The sequence below is a fragment of the Nocardia wallacei genome (assembly GCF_029869545.1).
GTDB lineage: Bacteria > Actinomycetota > Actinomycetes > Mycobacteriales > Mycobacteriaceae > Nocardia > Nocardia wallacei_A.
Window position 1 is genome coordinate 1 of the sequence record NZ_JARWQD010000208.1, and the last position, 24,352, is coordinate 24,352.

At 64.6% G+C, this 24,352-nt stretch carries 14 protein-coding genes and 1 pseudogene; 8 read left to right on the forward strand and 7 right to left on the reverse strand.

Annotated features, from left to right (window positions below):
- Nucleotides 1-333 (reverse strand): annotated as a pseudogene (locus QH290_RS38110) (transposase family protein); the annotation flags it as partial.
- Between the two features lie 366 nt (nt 334-699).
- Between QH290_RS38110 and QH290_RS17145 the strand changes: the two are divergent.
- Complete coding sequence (locus QH290_RS17145) at nt 700-4,716, forward strand: AAA domain-containing protein (RefSeq protein ID WP_280383881.1); 4,017 nt, start codon at nt 700-702, stop codon at nt 4,714-4,716.
- The gene (locus tag QH290_RS17150) at nt 4,716-5,561 is read left to right on the forward strand and encodes a hypothetical protein (RefSeq protein ID WP_280383883.1); all 846 of its coding nucleotides are present in this window, start codon (nt 4,716-4,718) and stop codon (nt 5,559-5,561) included. The genes QH290_RS17145 and QH290_RS17150 overlap by 1 nt, the downstream gene beginning before the upstream one ends.
- A gap of 78 nt (nt 5,562-5,639) precedes the next feature.
- On the opposite strand, the gene QH290_RS17155 is transcribed toward QH290_RS17150, so the two are convergent.
- Genes QH290_RS17155 through QH290_RS17175 form a run of 5 tightly spaced genes read right to left on the reverse strand, consistent with a single transcriptional unit; the run spans nt 5,640 to nt 15,621 of the window.
- Nucleotides 5,640-7,202: a serine/threonine-protein kinase gene (locus QH290_RS17155; protein WP_280383885.1), complete on the reverse strand. Its 1,563-nt coding sequence runs from the start codon at nt 7,200-7,202 to the stop codon at nt 5,640-5,642.
- A 30-nt stretch (nt 7,203-7,232) separates the two neighbouring features.
- Nucleotides 7,233-10,355, reverse strand: a complete 3,123-nt coding sequence (locus QH290_RS17160) for a type I restriction endonuclease subunit R (protein ID WP_280383887.1) — start codon at nt 10,353-10,355, stop codon at nt 7,233-7,235.
- A 54-nt stretch (nt 10,356-10,409) separates the two neighbouring features.
- Nucleotides 10,410-11,639: a restriction endonuclease subunit S domain-containing protein gene (locus tag QH290_RS17165; protein ID WP_280383889.1), complete on the reverse strand. Its 1,230-nt coding sequence runs from the start codon at nt 11,637-11,639 to the stop codon at nt 10,410-10,412.
- Nucleotides 11,636-13,621 (reverse strand): type I restriction-modification system subunit M, encoded by a 1,986-nt coding sequence (locus QH290_RS17170; RefSeq protein ID WP_280383891.1) that lies wholly within the window; start codon nt 13,619-13,621, stop codon nt 11,636-11,638. Before QH290_RS17170 ends, QH290_RS17165 begins: the two co-directional genes overlap by 4 nt.
- Nucleotides 13,618-15,621 (reverse strand): N-6 DNA methylase, encoded by a 2,004-nt coding sequence (locus QH290_RS17175; protein WP_280383893.1) that lies wholly within the window; start codon nt 15,619-15,621, stop codon nt 13,618-13,620. The genes QH290_RS17170 and QH290_RS17175 overlap by 4 nt, the downstream gene beginning before the upstream one ends.
- A 591-nt stretch (nt 15,622-16,212) precedes the next feature.
- Here QH290_RS17175 and QH290_RS17180 point away from each other — a divergent pair.
- The 3 genes from QH290_RS17180 to QH290_RS17190 all read left to right on the forward strand — a co-directional run bounded on the left by QH290_RS17180 (nt 16,213) and on the right by QH290_RS17190 (nt 20,199).
- Nucleotides 16,213-18,636: an ATP-binding protein gene (locus QH290_RS17180; protein ID WP_280383895.1), complete on the forward strand. Its 2,424-nt coding sequence runs from the start codon at nt 16,213-16,215 to the stop codon at nt 18,634-18,636.
- Nucleotides 18,621-19,031 (forward strand): hypothetical protein, encoded by a 411-nt coding sequence (locus tag QH290_RS17185; protein ID WP_280383897.1) that lies wholly within the window; start codon nt 18,621-18,623, stop codon nt 19,029-19,031. The genes QH290_RS17180 and QH290_RS17185 overlap by 16 nt, the downstream gene beginning before the upstream one ends.
- Before the next feature lie 247 nt (nt 19,032-19,278).
- A complete protein-coding gene (locus QH290_RS17190) occupies nt 19,279-20,199 on the forward strand; it encodes a restriction endonuclease (protein WP_280383901.1) in 921 nt (306 codons plus the stop codon).
- Between the two features lie 612 nt (nt 20,200-20,811).
- Here QH290_RS17190 and QH290_RS17195 read toward each other — a convergent pair.
- On the reverse strand, nt 20,812-21,042 hold the full coding sequence (locus tag QH290_RS17195; protein WP_280383903.1) for a lipase family protein: 231 nt from the start codon (nt 21,040-21,042) through the stop codon (nt 20,812-20,814).
- A gap of 213 nt (nt 21,043-21,255) precedes the next feature.
- Here QH290_RS17195 and QH290_RS17200 point away from each other — a divergent pair, with 213 nt between their 5' ends.
- From QH290_RS17200 to QH290_RS17210, 3 genes are all read left to right on the forward strand, one after another.
- On the forward strand, nt 21,256-21,927 hold the full coding sequence (locus QH290_RS17200) for a TetR/AcrR family transcriptional regulator (RefSeq protein ID WP_280266649.1): 672 nt from the start codon (nt 21,256-21,258) through the stop codon (nt 21,925-21,927).
- A 6-nt stretch (nt 21,928-21,933) separates the two neighbouring features.
- A complete protein-coding gene (locus QH290_RS17205; RefSeq protein ID WP_280383905.1) occupies nt 21,934-22,941 on the forward strand; it encodes an SDR family NAD(P)-dependent oxidoreductase in 1,008 nt (335 codons plus the stop codon).
- Nucleotides 22,931-24,352, forward strand: a 1,422-nt coding sequence (locus QH290_RS17210) for an AMP-binding protein (protein WP_280383907.1), incomplete at its 3' end; no start/stop codon positions are given. The genes QH290_RS17205 and QH290_RS17210, both read left to right, overlap by 11 nt.

Genomic DNA, 24,352 nt, shown 5'->3' on the forward strand with positions numbered 1-24,352 from the left:
TGTGGGTGCTGGGGCGCCGCGGGGTGGGGGGCCATTATTTTCCTCCCGCCCCCGGGGGGGGCCGGGCGGGGGGGCCCGCCGCGCCCCGGCGGCCCCGCCCAGTGCCAACGCGACTGCACACAACGCACGCTGCAGGATGAGTGTGCGGCGGGCGTACCGGGCGGCGAGTTGCGGGACCTGTTCGGTGAAAGTTCTTTTGCCGCAATCGGAGTTGTCGCAGAACAGCCTGCGGCCCTGTAACCCGATCAAGACCTCGCGGCCGGTGATCGAGGTGTCGGACAACCTCCGCCGGTAACGGCTGTGGACCCGGTCAGACGCCATCCCGCAGCCGGGGCAGCCGACTGGGCCAGCGCCGGTGTAGCGGCCTCGATCCGCACTGTTGAACCCGCCGCGCGGATCACCTCGATCCGCAGACCGTCCAGGTGCAGGAACAGAACCTTCATCGGTTCAAGACCAGAGCACCCGCGACATGATGAACTATCAACCGCCCCTTCGCATCCCGAGCCGGTCAATCACGAAGTCTGTGCCAGATCCAGGATTCGCGTTCCGTTGACAGAAAGAATATGAGGCGGTCCGATGATGTAGCTCGACTGGAGAAGATGGCATACGTGAGCCATACTGTCCTACTCGAACGGAGACGGGGGACTGCGGAGGGATGCGCAGTCTGTTGACTGCAGAACCTCAGGGGAGGCGCTGTCCATGGTGGGCCGACCGACGCATGCCAATGACGCGCTCGCGCGCAAAGCCGAAGAGTGGGCGAATGAACTCATTCAGCTCGACGGCCGCAACGGGCTGCTCAATTTCAAGATCACGAAGACCTCCACTCTCGATCTCGACGAGAGCCCCAAATCCGAAGTAGACCAGCTGCTTTCCGGTAAGCCGACCCGGCTGGCGCAACTCTTCGGTGACTCACAACGCTACAACGATGCCTGTACACGGACCCGGAATCTGGTGCGCAGGATTCGCGGATTCAACGAGGAACAGGGAGTCGACGTCGGCCGCCTCGTGTTCGGTCGAGTGACGACGAATGTGTCCCGAAGTGGGGCCCGGCAGCAGCTTCCGCTGCGTGCGCCGCTACTGCTCTTCCAAGTGGCCATCCGCGCCCGGACGGCGGCCGAATCCGACTTCCTCATCGAAGTGGAGCCGGAGCCGGAGGTCAATCCGGTCCTGCTGCACTGTCTCGGCCGCGAGTACGACGTCCATCTCGATATGGACGAGCTGAACGCAATGGTCACCAGCGGTACCGAGCAGGCCGATCCGGAAGTGCTGGTGGACAGTGTCTTTCGCCGTATTGAAGACTCGGCTGCCGAGCAGGGTGTTTCGCTGGGGTTCGAGCGGATGCTCGCTATCGGGGTCTGCAACTACATGAAGCTTCCGATGGTCGAGGACTTGATGTCGGCCGCGCGGCTACTGGAGCAGCACGATCTGATCACACTGCTGGCCGGCGCCTCGCCACTCGGTGCCGACCCGCGCGCGGAAGCCGCGTACCAACCACCCGCACCGGACACGACTCCGCCACGGAACGACTTTCTCGTGCTGGACGCGGATTCGTCGCAGAACGGAGCCATCGCAACAGCATTGGCCGATCGCCACGCGGTCATCGACGGGCCGCCCGGAACGGGTAAGAGCCAGACCATCGCGAACATCATCGCTGCGGGTGCCGCGCAGGGGAAGAAGATCTTGTTCGTGGCCGAGAAGCGTGCGGCGATCGAGGCGGTGACCGACCGGCTGACCGAAATCGGGCTCGGCGAACTGGTTCTCGATATGCACCAGTCGGCTCTCAGCAGCCGTGCTGTGGCAACGCAACTCGCCAACAGCCTCGATCAGCTCGCCCGCACGCCTGCCGTCGATGGTGATCACCTGGACCGGGAACTGGAAGACAGCCGACGACGCCTCAACGATTACACCTTCGCTCTGCACGATCGCCGAGATCCCTGGCAGTTGAGCGCCTATCAGGTTCGGGAAAGTCTGGTCGCCTCGGCGGGTGGGATCGAGACCGCGTGGCATCTACGGAGTCTCGAGCAGTTCACTCCTGAAGGCCGGTTACTCGCCGAGGACGACCTGCGTGGGTTCGTCGCCAACGGCGGGTTGCGGCTCGTGCGGCGCGAATCGCCTTGGTGGCAAGCCGATGTCGCTACCGTCCAGGATGCGCATAGGGTGCTGCTGCTGCTCGACAACGTCGCCGGAAGCACGCTACCGGACAGCCGGTCGCAGATGTGTGCTCTCATCGAGCAGGTAGGGCTGCCGGAGCCGACCGATTTCAGAGGCTGGGACCGCACCTTTACTTTGCTGAGCGGTATGGCCGGCACCGCCGGCAAGCTCGGGCCACGAATCTTCGGCGGACCGCTGAAGGAGTACCGGGTCGCTACCGCGTCTTGGCAGCGACGACGGAAACTACAGCCGAAGCTCGGCCGGCGTAGGCGTTCGAGTCTGCTGAAGGAACTTCGTGCCAATCCCGCGGGCATGACGCAGAAGCAGTTGCTGCACAACGAAATCATTGCGGCGCTGGAGGAGATGCAGGAATGGGCTCGGCTGAGTGGTAGGCCGAACGGGCCGGGTGCCATCGGCGACTTCCGAGTGGTGAGTGATCGGTACGCAAGATTGAAAGACGAGCTCGCCGCGATCGCCATGTCGGCCGGGGTGAGTTTCGAGCAACAGCCGCTGCGGCGTATCGACCACGCCTTGAGCGCATTGGCGACCGACCGCCGGATGGTTCCGTACCTGCCCGATCTGAACGAGCGTCTGGGCCGGCTGCGACGCGCTGGTCTGGAGCCCCTGGTGAACGAGATCGCAACCCGGGACCTCGACGCTGAGCAATCGGTGGCGTTGTTCCGCTACGCCTTGATGTCGACGCTCGAGGAGCAATTCATGCTGACCTCGCAGCCGCTACGGGACTTCCAGCCGGAATCGCACAGTGCCGTGGCCGCGCAGTTTCGCGAAGTCGATCGGCGGCACCAAGCCCTCGCGGTTCGGCGGGTGCTCCGGGCGGTCGCCCGGGCCGCGGCGCAGGCGTGTACTGACTATCCGGACGAATCCACCCTGGTACGCAGCGAAGGGAAGAAGAAGCGCGGGCATCGCCCCGTGCGGCGGCTTGTCGCCGAAGCACCGCATGTGATGCTTGCGGCACGCCCGTGCTGGGCGATGTCGCCGTTGATGGTGAGCAGGGCTCTTCCAGCCGAGCAGCTGTTCGACCTGGTTATCTTCGATGAGGCCAGTCAGGTGCAACCGCACGACGCGATCACCTCGATCATGCGTGGAAAGCGGTTGGTGGTGGCCGGGGACGACAAGCAGTTGCCACCCACCAGCTTCTTCGACCGGCTCGAGGCCGACGAGGACAACGACGCGGACGACGACAGTGTCACCCTGCGCGACTACGAGTCGATCCTGACCGCCCTGCAGCCGATGATCCCGAACCGTCGTCGGCTGCAGTGGCACTATCGCAGTCAAGACGAGCGGCTGATCCAGTTTTCCAACGAGGAGATCTACGGTGACCTCGTCTCGTTCCCTGGCGCGCGGGTGGACACACCGCTGCGACTCGAGATCGTCGATGGCCGGGTTCAGCCGGGAGAGCGGGGATCGGCCGCCGCCGAGGTGGCGCGGGTGGTGGACTTGGTTATCGAGCACGCCGAATCACGACCCCACGAAAGCCTCGGTGTGATCACACTCGGCACGGAGCACCAGAAGAAGGTCGATATGGCGATTCGCCAGATCCGCGCCGACCGTCCGGATCTCGATGAATTCTTCGCCGACGACCGCGGCCCTACCAATCGCTTCTTCATCAAGAACATCGAGACCGTGCAAGGCGACGAGCGGGACGCGATCATCCTCAGCGTCGGTGTGGCGAAGGATGCGACCGGCAGAGTGCGGCGCAACGGTTTCGCGGTGCTGAACCGTGAAGGAACGGAGCGTCGCGTCAATGTGGCCGTGACGCGAGCGAAGCGGCGTATGACCGTCGTGTCGTCGTTTCCACCGGGCGCCCTCGAACCGAGCGAGAAGATGACCGGAACAGAGCTCCTACGGCGATATCTGGACACCGCGTCCCGTGGTGGTGCGGCGGCCGCGGTTGGTCGGCAGGAAGGCGTAGAGCTCAACGCGTTCGAGCGGTCGATCTTCGACAGTCTGAACAGCCGCGGAATCAAGGCCTACCCGCAGTGGGGTGTCTCCGACTATCGGATCGATTTCGCGCTGGCTCACCCGGAGGAACCAGGACGAATGGTGCTCGCGGTCGAGGCGGACGGTGACAGCTACCATCGCACCCACAGCGCCCGGGACCGTGACCGTCTACGACAGCAGCACCTCGAACGCCTGGGCTGGCGATTCCATCGGGTGTGGGCATCGGCATGGTTCGCGGACCCCAAAAAGGAACTGGAGCGCATCTGCGGGGCGTGGAGCGACGCCGTCGCCGCGGCCGACGCGGAACCAGCCACCGAGGCGCCCGCGCCGGAGCTGCCGACAGTGTTGTCGGACAACGAGATACGCCCCAAGCTGCCCCGGCCGCAGGTTCTCGCCGGATTGGGCATCGACAAATACACGCCGGCTCAGTTGGTCGCCATGTTCCGGTGGCGGATGTCGGACGGCATGTTACTCGACCCAGAGGAGCGATCACGGCAGGTGCGCGAGGACCTCGGGTTCAAACGGCGTGGCCGCAAGATCGACGAGGCCCTGCGCAAGGCGCAGGACGAGGCGCAGCGACTGCAGCACCAGGAGGAGCCGTGATGTTCCCGCTCGACCCGAAGACGATCGAACGGCTGGCGCGCATCATCGTCGACGCCGACGGCCCGTATATGCGCACCGGGCGGGAGCTCCAAGCACTGCTAGAGCATGCGGGCTGGCAGAACCCTCCGGAGTACGACGGCTCGGCGAAAGTGCCGTGGCTGGTCGAACAGCTGGACGAGCGCAACGATCTCTCGCACGATCTGGAACTGCTGCTGTGCCGCGTCTGCGATCCTCTCGAATATGACGAGGGTGGGAATGCGGCAAGAGAATTCCGTTATGCGCTGAACGAAGTACTGGCCGCCGAGGGACTGGTGGTGACCGACACCGGCGGTCGCCCGGTGGTCGCCGAACGAGCGCTGGACGGGTCTGGAGCGACGAGTGCCGAACCTCATGACCTCGACGCGCGAGTGCGGAAGCTGATCGGCAATGCCGGCACCGCGGAACTACTGCTCAACCGAGCCGCCGAAGCACGACTCTGCCAGCAGGCCGGCGCCTACACCATGGCGGTCATCGCTATCGGCAGTTTCGTCGAAGGTATGTTGCTGGCCGTTCTCACCGAACGCGACGAGGATTGCCGTAATCATCGTTTCGTCGATCAGAACGGTAGGACGGTCGTCAACCGACAGCCGAACCTGGCATCCCTCATCGACACCGCCCATGCCCGCGGGTGGATCCAGCTGGATGCCAAGACGTTCATGCACACTGTGCGCAACTTCCGGAACTACATCCACCCGGGTAAGGAGCTGGCCGACAAGCCGGATTTCGACGACGACAGCGTCGGATTGTGCTGGGCACCGTTACAAGCGATGCTCAATGATCTCGAGCAACGGTTCGCATCCGAATAGAAGAGAAGTTTGTTGACAAGCATTTCTCGAGGCAGTGTGAATCGAAAGGGACCACCCCCGATCAGACCCCACGCCCGCTCACGATTCGGCCGCCGCCAACAGCTGATCCCGCAAACCACCGACCTCTTCCGTGAACGGATCGTGCGGCCCACGCAGTACGCACAGGTCCGCATGCAGCGGCTCGAGGATTTCCAGAGCCGCCGGATAATCGCCTGTGCCGCCGAGCAATTCGGCGAGATCGCGACGCAGGTCCAGAGCGAGTTCGCTGGAGTCGCCATCGGCGGAGACGACTTCGGCCAGTACGGCACGTAGCGCGGTGAGGCCGCCGTCGATATCGCCCAAGTCCATTTGGCAGCGAGCGGAGATGGCGCGGACTTCCCAGGCAGCGGCGCTGTAGCGGCCTTCTAGGCGGCGATAGGCTTCGGCGAGCGAGTCCAGTTCCGCACGGGCACGGCGGGATTCACCGCCGAGAGCCCAGGCGGCGGCGATGGCGCGGCGCAGGGCAAGAACTTCGGCGCTGTCGGGTCCGCGACCTTCGGCGGCATTGGTGAGGATTGCGGCGAGGGCGTCGGCGGCTTGGTCGAAGCGTTCGTCGCCGAGGAGTTCGTTGTATCGCTGCCACGCCTGACCGATGGCGGTGTCGAGGTGTTCGGCCGTGAGCGGGGCCGTCGCTTCCGCATCGGAGATCTTGAGGGTCTGGGCTTCAGAACGCGGGGATTCGAGTGGGGCATAGGGCCGACGGAAGATCCGAGTCGGGTCGGGCAGGCCGGGCAATTGAGCGTCGACGGTGGTTTCGGCACCAGGCGCGGGTAGAAACGGTAGGAGGCGTTCGTAGACGGTGTAGGCGTCGGCAGGCCGGTCCTGCGGTTGTTTTTCGAGCAGGTCCAAGACGAGTTTCTCGAATTCGGCGGGGATGTCGGGCCGGATCTCACGCAGTGGAGTCGGGGGTTGTTCGACGTGGGCGACCTGGATCATGTACGGCGACTGTGTGTCGAACAACGGTGTACCGCAGACCATTTCGTGGATCACGCAGCCGAGGGAATACAGGTCGGCGCGCGGGGTGAGGCGTAGTCCGTGTACGGCTTCAGGGGACATGTAACGAAAGGTGCCGATGGCTTGTCCGGTGTGGGTGAGGCGGCGGACATTACGGTCGAGAATGGCGGCGATACCGAAGTCGATCACCTTCACCGATCCGTCGCGGGTCAACAGGATATTGGCGGGTTTCAGGTCGCGATGCACCACCGGCAGGGCGTGCGCGTGTGACAGGACGGTGGCGACTTGGGCGGCGACCGAGGCGACCCAGCTCAGCGGCATTTCGGTCCCGGGATCGAAGTAGTCGAGCAGGGCGATGCCGTCGATCAACTCCATCACCAGATAGACGTTCTCCAATGAGGCGTCCAGGACCGCGTCGAAGACCTGCGGCACCCCGTGATGCCGGATGCGGGCGGTGATGCGGGCCTCGCGACGAAACCGTTCGGTGAACTCCTCGACCGCATGCGCTCCGACGACCTGGTCGACACGGATGGTTTTGATCGCGACCGGCCGGTCCAGCACGCTGTCGTAGCCGCGCCACACCGATCCCATTCCGCCGGAGCTGATGAGCTGGGTCAGCTCGTACCGTCCGTCGATCACCTTCGCCATATCGTCCCCTGCTGTGGCGGCGGCCTAGTTTCAGGCGGCCCCGTCGAGCCCGTTCTGCCTTCTGATCATTCTCCATGCCGCACGCCCGAGCTGCTTGTTCAATGTTTGCTTGAACGCCGGATCGGATCGGCTGAAGTAGCGCTTGCCCAGATCCTGCTGAGTGGCGAAGTTGTCGACCATCTTCTTCTCGAACACTTCGGCGAACTTGCCCTGGAAGTCCTCGGGGTTCTCGTTGCCGACCGCGGCGAGCTGCACACCTTCGTCGTCGACGGCCTCCTGGAACTGCTTGGCCACATCGGCTTCGGTGAATTCGGTGCCGAACCGGTCGTTGAACGCCGAGATCAGTTCCGACAGCAGCGATTTCTCCGGTTCCTGCGGTCCGCCTGCGCCGTCTCCGAATCCGGGCAGGGTTTGTGCGCCCTCCGGTGCCAGGCGGATGTCGCTCTCCCCCATCTTCTGCACCCGCAGATAACTCAGATCCACATCGCCGATGTCGACGCCGCCGTCGGCGAGTTTCGGCAGCACGGTCAGCAAATGTTTGCCGAACAGGTGCAGCGCCTCGAGATCCGGATCCCGGTAGGGCACGATCTGGGCGAGGAATCCGTATTTGCGCACATAGTCGCGCAAGTCCGAACGGAATGCCTCGGCGGTTTCGCGGTCGTCCGGATCGGCGCTGCGCAGCAGTTCGGCGAAGCGCGTCTTGGCGGGTTCGAGGTGGATGTAGAGGTCTGCGTGCAGCTTCTGCCACGCGATCGCCGACCCGGCGGCCTTCTCCTCGGCGACAAGATAAGCGTCGGCGAAGGACGCTATCTCGGCGGTCAGCAGGATCGGCGGCACCATCACCTCGTCCTGCGCGCGGTAGAGCAGGTTCGGGTCGGTGGGCATTGCCTCGGCCAGTTCGTAGTACGGCCGGAACGATTTCTGGATGTCGTCTCCGTCGTTGACGAAGTCCAGCACCACCAGGTCGTCCTGACTCTTGCGCTCGTGAGTGCGGTTGAGCCGCGACAAGGTCTGCACCGCAGCGATGCCTTTCAGCCGCTTGTTCACGTACATAGTGGTCAGCAACGGCTGATCGAATCCGGTCTGGTATTTCTCGGCGACCACCAGAATCCGGTACTCACGCTGCCCTTTCCCGCCGGCGTGGGTGGCAATGTCGTCGGCGCGGGTGTAGGCGAAGGCTGCCCGCAGTTCGGACTCTTTGAGGCCGTTCTCCTTCTCTTCGCTGGTCTCTTCACCGTCGTAATCAAGGTTGCCCGAGAACGCCACCAGCACACCGATGTCCGGGTACCGCTCGCTGTAGCCGCTCTTGTCCAGGTGTTCGCGAATGGCACGTCCCATGGCGACCGCGCTGCGACGCGAATCCGTGACCACCATCGCCTTGGCCCGTCCGCCCATCCGCGGGCGGGTGTGTCCGACAAAGTGTTCGGCGATGACCTCGGCCTGCTGCGCCACCGTCGCCGGATTGGTCACCGCGAACCGCGCCAGTAGCACCTTCGCTTTCGACTCGGGCACCTCCCGATCATCGGGGTTCTCATTGACGAGGCGGTAATAGGTTTTGTAGGTGACGTAGTTGCGCAGCGGATCGAGAATGAACCCCTCCTCGATCGCCTGGCGCATCGAATACGTGTGGAACGGCACGTACCGGTCGCCCTCGCGAGTCCCGAACGCCTCCAGGGTTTTCGCCTTCGGCGTGGCGGTGAACGCGAAATACGACAGGTTCTTCGCCTGCCCCCGCGTCTCGGCCTTACGCTTCAACCGATCATCGAGGGTGAGTTCCGTCGCGCCGTCGTCGTCATCGTCGGCGTCGAGTCCGAAATCGCGCAGTACCGCCCGCACCGTGGTCGCCGCATCGCCGGACTGCGAGGAATGCGCCTCGTCCACGATGATCGCGAACCGGCCGCCCAGCAGTTCCGCCGAGTTCTTCTTCAAGAAATCTACCAACGCCGGGAAGGTCTGCAAAGTGATCGGAATGATCTTGCCCTGCCGCTTGGACAACGCGTCGGCCAACTGGGCGGATTTCGAGCCCCGCTTCTCGTCGATATCGACGACCAGGCCCTTCACCTGCTCGAACCCGCCCACGGTATCGCTCAATTGCGCATTGAGATTGCGGCGATCGGTAATAATGATGATCTTGTCGAATACCGGGACGCCCGGCTCCAGGCCCGCCGCCCGCGCCTCCAGATCGATTTCGGCCGGATCGGCAGGCGTGTGCAGATCGGTGAGCCGATGTGCCAGCCAACCGATCGTATTCGACTTACCGGACCCCGCCGACGCCATGACCAGATAGTTGTGTCCCGCGCCGTGTGTCGCGGCATGGGCGGTGAGTTTCCGGACCACGTCCCACTGGTGGAAGCGCGGGAATATGGTGGAGCGCACGGTCTTTCCCGCGGGCCCCTTGGTGGAGCTGGTATGAATGAACCGCTGCAGCATGTCTAGCCAGTTGTCCGGCTGCCAGATCTGCTCCCACAGATACGACGTGGAGTAGGTATGTTTCGCGGTCGGCGGCGGATTGCCAGCGCCACCCGGCTTCCCTGGACCCTCGGACCCCGTATTGAGTGGCAGGAACTGCGTGTGTTTCCCACGCAGCTGAGTGGTGACGAACGCCAGATGCGGGTCCACCGCGAAGTTGGCGACCACCCGATGCCGGAAGATCAGCTCGGTGGCATCGCGGGTCTCCCGGTACTGCTTCTTCGCATCCTCCACATTCTGGCCGGTCAGCGGATTCTTCAATTCCGCTGTCGCAACTGGGATTCCATTGAGCAGCAAAGCCAGATCGAGACGATGCCGCTCATCGTCCGACGTGGTCGAATAGTTGAGTTCCCGCACCACCGTCAGCCGATTCGCCCGGTAGTCGTCCAGCACCGCATCCGACAGCACCAGATTCGGCCGGAAATATACCAGCCGAATCTTCACTCCGTGATCCTTCACCCCCGACCGCAACACCTCGATCAGCCCCTTGCGCTGCAACTGCTGATCGAGCACCTTCAGGAACCCGTGCTGCGCCGCATCCGCATCATCCCCATAGAAACTCAGCAGCTCATCCCACTCCTGCTGCTGCGTAGCCCCGATGAAGGTGAACAACTCCCCCGGATCCAACCCGAGATCCGGGCGATACTCATGCGGATTCCCCTGTCGCCAACCAGATTCCAGCATGGACGCAACAATCGCGTCACCGAACACACTCTCGTGATGGACCGGACTCATGATTCATACCCCCTGGGTTGTGGTTCTTCCTGATGCGGTGGAAACGTCGAATTGGCCAGTTACCGCGGCGGTGATCAGGGCTTGGCGGCGCTCGGCCAGAAGTTCCAGCTGACGGACTATTCTTTGTCTGAGGCACTCAACCGACAACCGCGACGAAGCCATCGAGGCGACGAAGTTCTTCTGATCGACTAGTGGGACAAATGGAATCGGCCACGCTTTGACCTCTTCGAATCGAATGTTCGCCATCGTCTGCGAGGCTCCATTCGAGGAAGCACCACACAACGACCTCACCTTGCTGCCGGCTGCAACCTCAGCAGCAAACTCCGGCAAAATTCCGCCTGAGAGGCGTACGCGAAAGATCTTGTCGGATAGCAGTAACCGAGGCCTGACATCACGCACCACTGCTGTTGACCCGACAAGCGATGGGGTATTCGCCCGGGTAATGAGGAGGTCTCCAGATTCGACCTCGGCCGCCGTGTGCGGCACAACATCGTCCGGAAGCCGCTTGTTCTCGCCTGGAAGAAAGACGCCAGGACGCAAGCAACTTACTTTCAAGACCCCCCATTCGCCTGCCTCTGCGGGAACTGCCTCACACTGAGGACTAACACCCTGGTCAACAGACCAGATAAAGCGCCTAAACGGAATCACCCGGCCTGAAGTTTCGAGCTCATCCAACGCCAAGTCCCGTTGCGCTACGCCCCGCTCTTCGAGCCTCGAAAGGACAGTAGTCTGCAGGTTGACCAGCCGATCAATCCGAGAGGTTTCGGCGTCGAGGAAGTCGGCGATGCGGCGCTGCTCCTCCTTTTCCATGCGAGGAACACCAGCGTGCAACACATCCTCCGGCGACACGCGTTGATGGCTGCGCGTTACGGACTGAACCAGAGAATCAAGGTGTTGCCTTACCGACTCGCTCTGCAAGAAGTAGAATAGGTATCGCGGTTCAACATTGACGCCCGGTTCCAAGCCAATAAATTCGGTTGAGCTTACGATCGGATATTCAGAGTGGTCCACTACAACCACTCGACTCTTTCTCGGGTTCAGCTTACTTATCAGCACCTCACCGCCACTGAGCAGCAATTTCGAAGACTGGATCTCCGATGTCTCTTCGACCGCTCCGGTTCCGAGCCGGTCGACAGCCGGAATACTGTAGTGCATTACCTGCGATCCCAGCACAGCTGGCTCAACTACCTGCCTTTTTTCTTCAGCAAGCGTCCACAATGGAACAGTACTCAACGAGTCACCTCCCCCAGCAATTCCTGAATCTCAGTCTCCAGCGCCTTCAACTCAGCATCGATCTCAGCCAGTGGCCGGGGCGGGGTGTAGACGTAGAAGTGGCGGGTGAACGGAATCTCGTATCCCACTTTGGTTTTCGAGTGGTCGATCCACGCGTCAGGAACGTGGGGATGTACCTCACGCGCGAGATATTCGTTCACGTCTTCTTCGAAGGGCACGTTCTCGTAGTCGCGCAGTTCGGGGTCGGGTTCAGGCTCGCCCTTCACCAGCTGCACTTCCCCCTCGGGGTCGCGTACGCCGAGTACATCGCGCAGGAGTTTGGTGAACGGCGTGCCCTTGGGCCACGGCTCGCCTGCACCGACGATCGCGTCCTGGAGTGCGGCGATCGCCTCAGCCCTGGTGTCCCATCGGGATCCGACCAGCGGTAGCAGCAGCTTCCGGAATACTTCGTCGTCGGTGTACGCCTTACCGACCGGGGCGGACGTGGCGAGGCGGTCGAGTCCTTCGCTGGTGAGTTCGAAGCGCAGGCACAGGGGGCGTTCGACGGTGATGCGGTGGTAGCCGAAGTCGGTGTTAGCGAAGACCTTGACCTTGTCGTGGTCGGGGTGGTCGGCATCTGCTGCGATGTCGAGCGCATTGCGGTAGATGCGGGTGATGTCACCGATCTGCTCGGGTGCAACGAATTTTCGCTTGTCGCCCAACGACTTCCGCATCTTCTGCCAGTACTCGCGAGCATCCAGCAGGACCACCTTGCCCTCGTTGGCGGGTGATTTGTGGTTGGTGAGGATCCAGAAGTAGGTGGAGATGCCGGTGTTGTAGAACAGCTGATCCGGCAGGGCGACAACGGCTTCCAACATGTCGCTCTCGATGATCCAGCGACGGATATTCGATTCCCCGGACTCGGCGGCACCGGTAAACAGCGGAGAGCCGTTGAAGACGATGGCGACACGGCTGCCGCCGGACGACCTCGGCTTCATCTTGGAGATCATGTGCTGCAGGAACAGCAGTGAGCCGTCGTTGATGCGAGGCAGCCCTGCCCCGAAGCGCCCCGCGTCGCCGAGGTTCTTGTACTCCCATTCGACCTGATCTTTCACCTTCTTCCACTCCACCCCGAACGGCGGATTGGCCAGCAGGTAGTCGGCTTTGAGATCCCGGTGCCAGTCCTGGCTGAACGAGTTGCCGAAGGCGATATTGTCCGGGTTCTGGTCCTTGATCATGAGGTCGGAGCGGCAGATCGCCCACGATTCCGGATTGAGTTCCTGCCCGTACACCTCCACCCGCGCCTGCGCGTTCATGTTGGTGATGTGTTCCTCTGCGGCACTGAGCATTCCGCCCGTGCCGCAGGCTGGATCGAGGACGCGCAGGGTGACACCGGGGCGGTAGATCTTGTCCTCGTCGGGGGCGAGCAGCAGATTCACCATCAGCTCGATGACCTCGCGCGGGGTGAAGTGTTCACCCGCGGTCTCGTTGGACTGTTCGGAGAAGCGCCGGATCAGCTCCTCGAACACATAGCCCATATTGTGGTTCGACACTCGGTCCGGATGCAGGTCCAGATCGGCGAACTTGCCCACCACCTGATACAGCAAGCCCGCATTGTCCAATTTCCTGATCTGCTGGGCGAATTCGTACCTCTCCAGTACCTCGCGGGCGTTGTCGGAGAACTTTCCGATGTAGCCGATCATGTTCTTCGCCGCGTGATTCGCATCGGAGAGGATTTTGGCGAGTGTCAGATCGCTGGCGTTGTAGAACTCGGTACCGGCGGCGGCACGCAGGAACGGGTCCGGGTCGAGCTCGGTGTCGGCCAGCTTCTCGGCTTGTTCGAACACCGCTTCGCGGGTGGGTTCGAGGACGCATTCGAGGCGGCGTAGCACCGTGAACGGCAGAATCACCTTGCCGTAGTCGGACTGTTTGTAATCCCCACGCAGCAGATCCGCGACCGACCATGCGTGGTTGGCCAGCTCGGTGTGCTTATCGGTGTTCACTTCCTGCCTTTCGATGCAGCGGACGCGGTGGACTTCGGAGGTTGCGGTTCGAGCACTCCGGCGGTGAAACCGGTCGATAGCAGGTCGAGCATCCCGGTCGCTGATCGCTCTGCCCTGCGGAGGGCAGCCTTCAACTGCGACATCCGCCGGAACGCCACCCCATACGACTGTTGTTCGGCCAACGGCAGCAAGGGTATTCGGATGCGGCTGGGCACGAGGCGTGCCGTCGTGCCGAGCGTAGAGACGGCATTGTCCGGATCGGTCGCGAACCCCGCCACGAACCACGGGTCCAGCCGGGACGGATCGGGACGCAGAACGAACAGTCCGGCGCCGATCACGGCTCCCGCGTCTCGTTCGTCGGCGACCCGGGCGCGTGTGCGTTCCTCGCGGAGGCCCGACAACTGCGGGACCACAATATCCCCCGGCTCGAGCCGGATCATTGTGGTCGACCAGTCGGCGTCGACGGTCCGCGACGGCGGGTAGTCGAGCGCAACATCCCGGCCGATCAGCACCGGGCAACCGAGATCCGAGGTGGCGATCGGGTCGCCCTTCGACGGGCGCGGCATCAGCAGCTCCAACGCACCGCCTTTGGTCAGGTCCGACACCGTCGCGGTGCGCCAGCTGCGCTGTCCGGCGGCAACCGGGCCCCGTATGGCATCGAATGCGGTGCGCAGTGCGGTCAGCTCCTCGTCGAATTGCTCGGTCGCCGCGGTGAAATCGGCGCTGAGGCCGTCTGCATCGAGACTCGCACGCACGTACCTGGTCGGGGTCAGATTCACCTCTTCGTCGAGGACATCCACCACGCGTACCACGGTTGCCACATCGGCGATCATCGCCGCCTCGTTATCACCACGTTCGAAAGCCTCCCAGCTGGAGGCAACCACTGTCGCGAGGTCCGGGCGATCGGCTGCCGAATCACCCCGTGACCGGGCGGGCAGCCGTGCCGCATCGATGAACAGCACTTCCTCGCCGGGCTCCGTGGCCGTCGCGCGCACGACCCAAAGCTGCACGCCGATCTGTGTGCCTGTAATCGCTCCCGCGGGCAAGGCGATCACCGCCCGCACCGCACCGCGGCGCAATAATTCCCCGCGAATCCGCCGCCCGCCCGGCCTACCGGCCACACCCGAAGGCACCAGAATCACCCCGGTCCCGCCCGGCCGCAGATGCGCCAGCACATGCTGCACCCACGCCAGCTCGGATTCACCGCGCGGCGGCACGCCGAACTCCCAGCGCGCATCGAGCGCGAGTTCGGCCGCACCCCAATCCCGCACCCCGAAGGGCGGGTGACACACCACCGCATCGGCTTTCAGCTCCGGGAAGGCGTCCGCGGTCAGACTGTCGCCGGTGCGGATCGTGACTTGTGCGTCAGGCTCGCTCAAACTCAACACGGCTTCGGCGCGATGTGCCTGTACAGCCACCACGTCCTGGCCGCAGAACCGGCGCACGCCGAGTCGGCCCACGGCTCGCAGCAGGGTGCCGCCACCACAGGCGGGATCGAAAACGACGGACGGAGCCGGACCGAGCGAGGCGCCGATGAGATCGGCGACCAATCGCGCGACGCTGCGCGGGGTGCGGTAGGCGCCGATGGTGGCGGCGGTATCACCCAGCTCGAATTCGGTCAGCGTGTCCAGCGTCGCCTGCGCCCCGGCGTCGCGGAACGCCCGGTACACCGCGGTGGTCAGGACATCGTCATCCGGCGGCTCGGCACCATCACGGACGAATCCGGCCAGGCCGTCGATGAGCGCGGCGATATCCGGCGGCGGTTCCGCCGATCGCAGCCGAGTGCGCAACTCCTGCAGAGGTGACAACTCCGAGGCCGAGCCACGCGCGCGCAGCCACTTCTGCACCGCCGCCAGCTCGAATACCGGACGACCTCGCGTGCCGTCGGCCGGGGACGGGAAATCCGGATGTCGGCGCCGCCAATTACTCACCGTCGCGCGGGTGACACCTGCCAGCCGAGCGATCTCGGTGGCCGACACCAATGGTCTCACGTCGGACATGCGCTTCCTCTCCTGTACCTGACATCACGTTACACGAAGCGCTTCACGGACAACAAGTTTTCAGCATTGACATTGTTTTCAGACGTCCGTAATGTTTCAGGTGGGCGTTACGACCGCCGTGGGTCACACCGTCGAACGCCGACCAGAAGGCAATCAAGGTGCCGACCCGCTGCGCCACCACCCGATGGAGAAGCCATGAGCAGCAACAGTATTCGAGTTCGCGCCACGACCGGCGCCATCGCTCTCGGCGCGGCCCCCGTCGCCGGCGCATCCTCGAGCGCAGCCAGTCCATGAGCATCGGCCTGGCGCTCGACCTCCTCGGCGGTGCGGCCGTCGGATACAACGGGTATCAGGTTCCGCCCGGAATGCACTCCGGGACAGTAGGCCCGTTCCGGGTCCGCGCAGACATGCAAGCGCCCCCCGCAGACCTTCTCCGCGCCGACAGGCATGCGGAAACTGCTGCAGCACATCACTTTCCCGCGAGACGCTGCGCTCTCCGGCAGAATGCGCACCGGCGCATCGATGGCCGCACCACCTCAACGCCGGGCCGACTTCCAGATCGGCATCCATACGACCGAGTAGAGGATCGATATGTCCGAACCCATTGAGCCCGCACCGCCCGCCGAGCCGCTCATCGACTTGGTCCGCCGCGAGGTACACGCGGACGAATCCCTGAATCCCATTGTCGCCGAGGCGATCCTGCGCGCGTTCGGCGATTCGGGCGCGCCCGGTTCGCCGGAGTCTCATGCGGTGTCCGAGATGTTCCTGCGGTCGATCACCGTGCACGGATTCCGCGGGATCGGGCCGCGCACCCGGTTGTCGATTCAGCCGTCGCTAGGGCTCACGCTGATCGTCGGCCGCAACGGCAGCGGTAAGTCCAGTTTCGCCGAGGCCGCCGAATTCGCTCTCACCGGCAACAATCAGCGCTGGGCGAACAGATCCAAAATATGGCAGACCGGTTGGCGAAATCTGCACGACGGAGCAACACCACAGATCGACATCGAACTGCAGGGGCAGGGAGCGGACAATCCGGTCACCATCACCGGGCAATGGGACGAGAGCGCGGAGCTGTCCGCCGGACGGTGGACGACCCAGCGCGGCGAACGTGCACCGGAACCGCTGGATCGGACCCCTCTCACACGGCCGCTGGAACTGTTCCGCCCGTTCCTGTCCTACAGCGAGCTCGGCGCCCTCATCGACGGCTCGCCGAGCGGGATGTACGACGCACTGCACAGCCTGCTCGGCCTCGACGATCTCACCGACGCGGTGACGAAACTGTCGCGCCGGCGGCTCGAGCTCGACAATGCCCGCAAGGCGGTGAAACGTGAAAGGGAGTTGCTGCTCACCGAGTTGTCGGCCATCGACGATGAGCGAGCCCAACGAGTCGGCGCGCTGTTGCGCGCTCCGACTATCGACTTCGACGCGGTATCCGGCATCGTCCTGGGACGAACCGAGACGTCGGGGTCCGGGGCGGTGCTGTCGGCGGTGGCGGCGGTGCAGCTGCCGCCCGAACAGGTTGCGCGACAGGCACATCGGCGGCTGTTCGATGCGACACACAAGCTCGCCGACTTGGCCACTGCCGAAGCCGAGTCCGGAGCTCAACTGGTCCAACTGCTGGAGTCGGCGGCGACGTATGCGGGCGACGAGGACTGCGACTGTCCGGTCTGCGGAGTCGGACGCCTCGATGGGGCATGGCGCGAACGCACCCGCGTCACTGTCACGCGCATCCGCGAACACACCGCCGCGCTGGACACCGCCCGCCGCGAGCACACGGCGGCGTTGACTGACGTGCGGCGGTTGATCCAGCCGATACCGGCAGCCCTGACCGCAGCGGCGGACGACACCTCCGAAGGCGCACTCGACTCGCACGACACAGTCACCGCATGGCACGCCTGGGCCGAGCTCGCCACAGCGGATCCGGCGCATCTCATCAAGCAGCTGCCCGACCGGTTCCGGACGGTGGACGCGGCACTGAGCCGGCTGCGGGAACATGCCCGCGCCGAACTCGCGAAGCTCGACGGCGCCTGGTCACCGCTGGCCCGCCGGATTGCGGCCTGGGTCGATAACGCCACCGCCGACGCGAACAACGCCGCGGAACTGCGGGTGGTAAAGGCGGCCGAAACCTGGATCAAAGGTGCGGCGGCACAGTTGCGCAACGAGCGCATGCGGCCGATCACCGAAATGTCGCAGCAGGTGTGGACGACGCTGCGCCAGCAGAGCAATGTCGAACTCGGCGGCGTTTGCCTGAAGGGCAATGCTTCCAGCCGCAAGGTCGAACTCGACGTCACTGTCGACGGGGTTGCGGGCGCGGCACTCGGAGTGATGAGCCAGGGCGAACTGCACGCCCTCGGCCTGTCGCTGTTCCTGCCGCGCGCCACCGCACCCGAGAGTCCCTTCCGGTTCCTGATGATCGACGACCCGGTGCAGTCGATGGATCCGGCGAAGGTCGACGGGCTGGCGCGGGTGCTCGACGAGGTGGCCCGAACCCGCCAGGTGATCGTGTTCACTCACGACCTGCGGCTGTCGGAAGCCGTTCGCCGCCTGCGCATTCCGGCCACAGTCCTCGATGTGCTGCGTCGCGAACGATCCGAAGTCGAGGTCCGGACCACCGCGGACCCGGTCCGCGCCTATATCGACGACGCCCGCGCGCTCAGCCTCACCCGCGGCCTGCCCCGCGAGCACGCCCGCGAAATGATCGCGTTGTGCTGCCGCTCGGCCATCGAATCGGCGTGCACCGCACGGGTCCGGCGACTGTTCGGCGAGAACGGATTCCCCCAGGACGCCATCGAGGAACAACTCGATGCCACCGAACGCACCATACCGAAGCTCGCGCTCGCCATGCTCCTGGACCGCCACCGCGAAAGTGAAGTCCTGTCCATGATGGACCGTGAAATCGCACCGTGGGCTTCACAAGTCGTCAGAACCTGCAACACAGGCGCGCACGGATGCGGCCACGATGACCTCGGCGACCTCATCAACCGCACGGAAAGGATCACCAAGTGGATCAATCGCTGATCCCGGTCGCCGACCGGCTCCGCAGCGTCGACACCCTGATCACCGATGCGAACACCGACCTTGCCGGCATGTGGCCCCGTGCATGCGCATGGTTGTTGCGCATCGCGCTCGAACGCGCCGTCCGCGAACTCTGGTCGGCGGTCTCCCCGCCCATGACGCACGTCACCCTGCGCGCCCAATTCCTGGTGTTGCAGAAATACATCGGCCCTGAGGCGGCCGCCGATGCCCGGCTGCTGTGGTCGCAACTGTCGGCCACCTCCCACCACCACGACCACCAGCCGGCCCCGTCGGCCGCCGAGCTGCGCCGATGGCACGACGCCGCGGAACACATCACCGAAGCAATCGATGCCGCTATCCGCCAGCATCGAGCCCGCGCCGCTACCCCACCGAGCTGAACATCGAATCCCTTGGAAGGCAACAAGTTCGAGTTGGACGACCGTACCGCTGCTCATGTTCTGCATGTCCTGCCAGGGGCACTTGCCTCCTCAGCAAAGGCACCCAACACAAATCGAGGCCGTCGTTGTCCGATCTAGGCTGTCGACCAACTCCATCCGGGGATAGATGCAGTTGCGGGTTACCGTTCGGAACGCCGGGCCCGGCGTTAGAGTTCACTGTCAGTTCTGAAGGGAGGGTGGCAAAGACATGAATGGCGGACCTCTCACCAGCATGCCAGTCTGGCACGGGTTCCTGACACCGGTGCTTGCGGTACTGGGCGACGGCAGGGTATGGAAGAAGCGAGATTTGGAGAAGGCGGTTTTCGATCGCCTCGATCTGACCGCGGAACAACTGGAAGAAGTTCTTCCTTCTGGGCAGGCCCGCGCGAGAAACAGAATCGGCTGGGCCCTGAGCGGACTCGGCCGCGCCGAGTTGATAACCAAACCGGCTCGCGCGACATACATCATCACCGAGGCCGGGCGGGAACTCCATGCGAAGCATCCGGACGGGCTGGACGAGAAAATACTCAAGAGCCTGCCCGCGTATCAGGCCTATGTGCCCGTCAAATCCGGCGTCACGTCGAGTGCGGACACCGATGACCAGACAGCGTCCGTCGATCCCCTCGAACAGATCGAATCCGGCGTTGCACGTTTACATTCCGATGTCGCCGCCGAACTCCTCAAGCACCTCCGGAACCAGCCTCCGAACTTCCTTGAACAGGCGGTGCTCGATGTGCTCGTGGCGATGGGTTACGGCGGCACGGAGCAACGCGCCACGCGCATCGGCGGCTCCGGCGACGGCGGCGTGGACGGAGTTATCGACCAGGATCCACTGGGCCTCGACCGCGTCTACGTTCAAGCCAAACGCTACGGTCCCGAGAACACAGTGCAGCGACCGGCAATACAGGCGTTCGTCGGCGCACTGCAGGGGGCCAAAGCATCCCGAGGTATCTTCATCACCACCAGTGACTTCTCCGGCGGCGCCCTGGACTACGCCAACACCATCAACCCCAGAGTGATCCTGATCGACGGACAACGGCTGGCATCGTTGATGATCCAGTACGGCGTGGGCGTCCAAAAGCGTTCAGAATTCACTGTTGTCCAGGTCGACGAGGACTACTTCGAATAAGCCGCTCCGTCCCGGATCTGTTGATAGTCTCGACAGTCGAAGGACGTATATCTCTTGTCGGAGCTATCCACGGCAAGGCTCGACTCGAGACGGGCCGCTGTTGACCTCGCTTTCAGCACACTGACGAAGCCCGTGAGCCAGCGGACTAGTCCTATACGGCACCCTGGAATGGCGTGCGCGCCAACAACAGCCGGACGGCAGCGCAGCCAAACCACGACAGGAATAGGCCAGAGCCGGGACTCGACTGACCTTGTGGCACAACTGTGAGCATGTGAACGCCACCTGATCCGCCCACGCCATCGGACTGCCGAAGCATCATGGTCCACACTTCGTGCCTGGGGCATCGGGAGCTCACCCTCGTTACCCCTTGGCCCGCGCAGGGGTCGACCTCTCACGGCACGACCTTGGCGACAAGCTAGGAGCAGTTCTTCAATAGGCTCCGGCTCTGGGACCACACGGACGGGACGAGATAGGCAAACGGTGCGCGAGCGGCCCAGCGGCTAGATTCGGTAGATACCCACAATGACCAGGCGTTTCGCGGTTGCCATGTTTTGTGCGTCCTGCCGGGGGCACATATCCTGCGACGTCGTTTCCGCAGTTCAATGGGGACTTTCAGAGCCGTGCGGCGGTGAGGTGTTCGCCGGATCGCACCTCGTGCAGTCGGACGTCGGCGCCGAGGCGGGTCCGGCGCTGCCGGAGGGTATGGGCCTGTTCGAGCGGGAGGACCTGGTCCTGGCGGCCGTGTCCGAGGAGTACCGGTGCCGCTGGTGCGAGATTGCCGAAGTGGGTTTCCTGGAGCCTCGTCTTCCACTGCGGAGTGTCCCACGGGTCCTCGCCGCGCATGTAGTAGCTGCTGTGTTCGGACGCGAGCAGACGGCGTAGTCGGTGACCGCGATCGCCCAGCTGCGGGCGAGGATGGGCGGTATCTGCGGCGCCTCGTACTCGAGCCCTCAATCCAGGTGGCGTGCCGCCATCCGCATTCGACTGTGTCCTTGACCGCTCGGCATTCGGGCCTTACGGTCTAGTTTGAATCTGATTCAAGAACTTGGAGGCGCGATGGTCGGCAATCGGCGCGGCGAGGCTTCCCGCACGGCGCTGCTGGAGGCGGGGAAGGCCGCGTTCAGCAACGACCGCTACGAGGAGGTCTCCATCGTCGACCTGGCCCGCTCGCTCGGCGTGGCCGCAGGCTCGATCAGCTACCACTTCGGCGGGAAGCGGGGCTTCTACCTCGCGGTGCTCGAGTACGCGGCCGAGGAGTTCTGGGGTGACCTGCTGGCTCTGCGCGGGCCCGCGCTGGAGCGGTTGGATCGTGGCCTCGACCGGCTGCTCGACGAGGCCGAGCAAGGGCCGCGCGCGTTCGAGGCGCTGTTCGCCGACGTCGCCGACGCCGAGGTGCGCCAGATCCGTGAGCGGCACCGGACCCGGCTGACCGATGCCCTGCTCATCGAGGTCACCGGCTCGGACTCCTCATCGGTGCTGCGTGCCGCGATCAGCGGATTCGTGTCCTTCGTCGAAGGACTGGTGCTGCACTGGACGCGCACCCGCGACATCAGCCGTGAACAGGTCAAAGAGCTCGTGGTCGGCAACCTGTTCGGCACGATCCTGGCCGCGCTGCGCACCGACCCGAATATCGAGCTGACCCAGCGGGCCGTCGACGCCGCCCTGTCGGATCCCCAAGTCGTGGCCTTCCTCGGCCCGCTGTCCACCATGTCGAAGACGACGGAGTGATCACTGATGTCCGAAATTCTGCCCACCGGTCCCTCGCGGATCGTGGAGACACCGTTCGCGCGCGCGATCGCATGGGTCATCGGGCCGCGCGGGTTGCGCGGCCAGGCCGCGCTGCGTCGCGAGGTCGAGGGCAAGGTGGTCGTGATCACCGGTGCGTCGTTCGGCGTCGGCGAGGCCACCGCGCGGTGGTTCGCCGCCGCCGGGGCACGGGTGGTGGTCGCCGCGCGGTCGATGGATCGGCTGCTCGAGGTCGCCGAGGAGATCAACGCCGCCGGTGGGGAGGCCTATCCCTATCGCCTCGACCTGACAGACGAGCAGTCGGTCGCGGAGTTCGCCGCGTCGGTGCGCTACGACCTGGGCGAGGTCGATGTCCTGATCCACAACGCGGGCAAGTCGCTGCGCCGGTCGATCCATCTGTCCTACGACCGGCCCAAGGACCTCACGGCCACCACGGGCGCGAACTATCTCGGTCCGATGCGGCTCACCCTGGCCCTGCTGCCCGGAATGCGGGCTCGCGGCAGCGGCCACATCGTGAATGTCTCCACCACCGGGATCCTGTTCCCCAACGCCCCCAAGTGGGGCTTCTATCTGTCGTCGAAGCTGGCGTTCGACTGGTGGATGCGCGCTGTGAGCATGGAGGCCCGCGCGGACGGCGTCACCCTGACCACGTTCTATGCCGGTTTGCTGCACACCCGGATGAGCGCACCGAGCCGCTGGATGCGGGTGCTGCCCGGCCAGACCCCCGAGGATGCGGCGAAGGTGCTGGCCAAGGCGGTGGTGCGAAAGCCGCGCACGATGACACCGCTCTACGGGTTTCCCTCCGCGGTGGCCGCGACGGTACTGCGGTGGCCACTGGAACTGCTCGTCGAGCGGATCTTCCGCAACCTCGGCGACACCGACGCCTCGCTGTCACGGCTCGAGCCACCTGCCCCGGCGACGCCCACTCGTACTGTTCCGCAGTCGGCGACCACCGATTCCACCGTCAACGGGCAGGTGATCGCCGATGTCCGCTGACCTGAACAGCCTGCGCCGGTGGGGGTCTGCGATACCGGCCGTTCTCACGTCGGGCATGCTGGCCCCGGTCGGCCCGCGCAAGGCCGCGGCGTTGGCGCGTAGCTTCCACCGATACGGCCCGACACCGGCGACGCTGCTGGCCGCCACCGCGATTCGTCACCCGGACAAGACCGCGATCATCGACGACTCCGGGCAGCTGACCTACCGGCAGCTGCAGCGACGTGCCGAAGCGATCGCCGCGGCCCTGTATGCCGCGTGCGCGACGCCGCCGCGATCGGTGGGCATCATCTGCCGCAACCATCGCGGGTTCGCCGAAGCGATGGCCGCGGGCGCGCAGCTGGGCGCGGAGCTGATCTTCATCAACACCGAACTTCCGGCCGCGCAACTCCGGGCGATCCTGGCCCGGCACAACCCCGACGTGCTGATCTACGACGACGAATACGCCGCCACCGTCGAGGAGGCGAGGTTCGCGGGCCTGCGGGTGCTGGCATGGCGTGAACCCCATGCCGCCCGCACCGGATTGCCGACCCTGGACGATCTCGCCGCCCACCGCCATCCGAGACCACCGCGGGTGCGCCACGCGGTGAAGCTGACGTTGCTGACCTCGGGCACCACCGGACTGGCCAAAGGCGTTCCGCGCGCGATCAAACCGCGCGCGATCGTGTTGCTGACGGTGACCGCGATGGCGATCCTGCGCCTGCGTTCGACCGACCGGGTACTGGTCGCGCCGCCGATGTTCCACGGTTTCGGGTTGCTGGCGCTGCTCGGTCCGCTGGCCCTGGGCGGCACGGCGATCTGCCGCCGCCGCTTCGACGCGGCGACCGCGCTCGACGACATCGCCCGCCACGAGGTCACCGTGGTGACGGCGGTACCGGTCATGCTGCAACGACTACTCGCCGTGCCGGGAGCGGCCGAGGGCAGGTCGGCGCGTTCGGCGCTGCGGGTCATGGTGACCGGCGCGTCACCGATCTCACCGACCACGGTCTCGAAGCTGATCGACGCCTTCGGCCCGATCCTGGTCAACGGGTACGGTTCGACCGAGGCCGGTCTGGTCACGATCGCCACCCCCGCCGATCTCGTCGCCGCCCCCGACACCGTCGGCCGGACCTCACTGGGTGTGTCCGTGCGGATTCTGCGCGCCGACCGCACCGCGGCCGCGCCGGGTGAGATCGGCGAGATCTTCGTGCGCAGCGGCCTGGAATACACCGGCTACACCCCCGACCCCGCGGCGAACGTCGCGGCCAAGGAAGTCGTCGACGGCCACGTCAGCACCGGGGACATGGGTCATTTCGATGCCGCGGGCCGGTTGTTCATCGACGGCCGCGCCGACGACATGATCGTCTCCGGCGGGGAGAACGTCTTCCCCGGCGAGGTCGAAGACCGTCTCGCCACCCACCCCGACATCACCGAC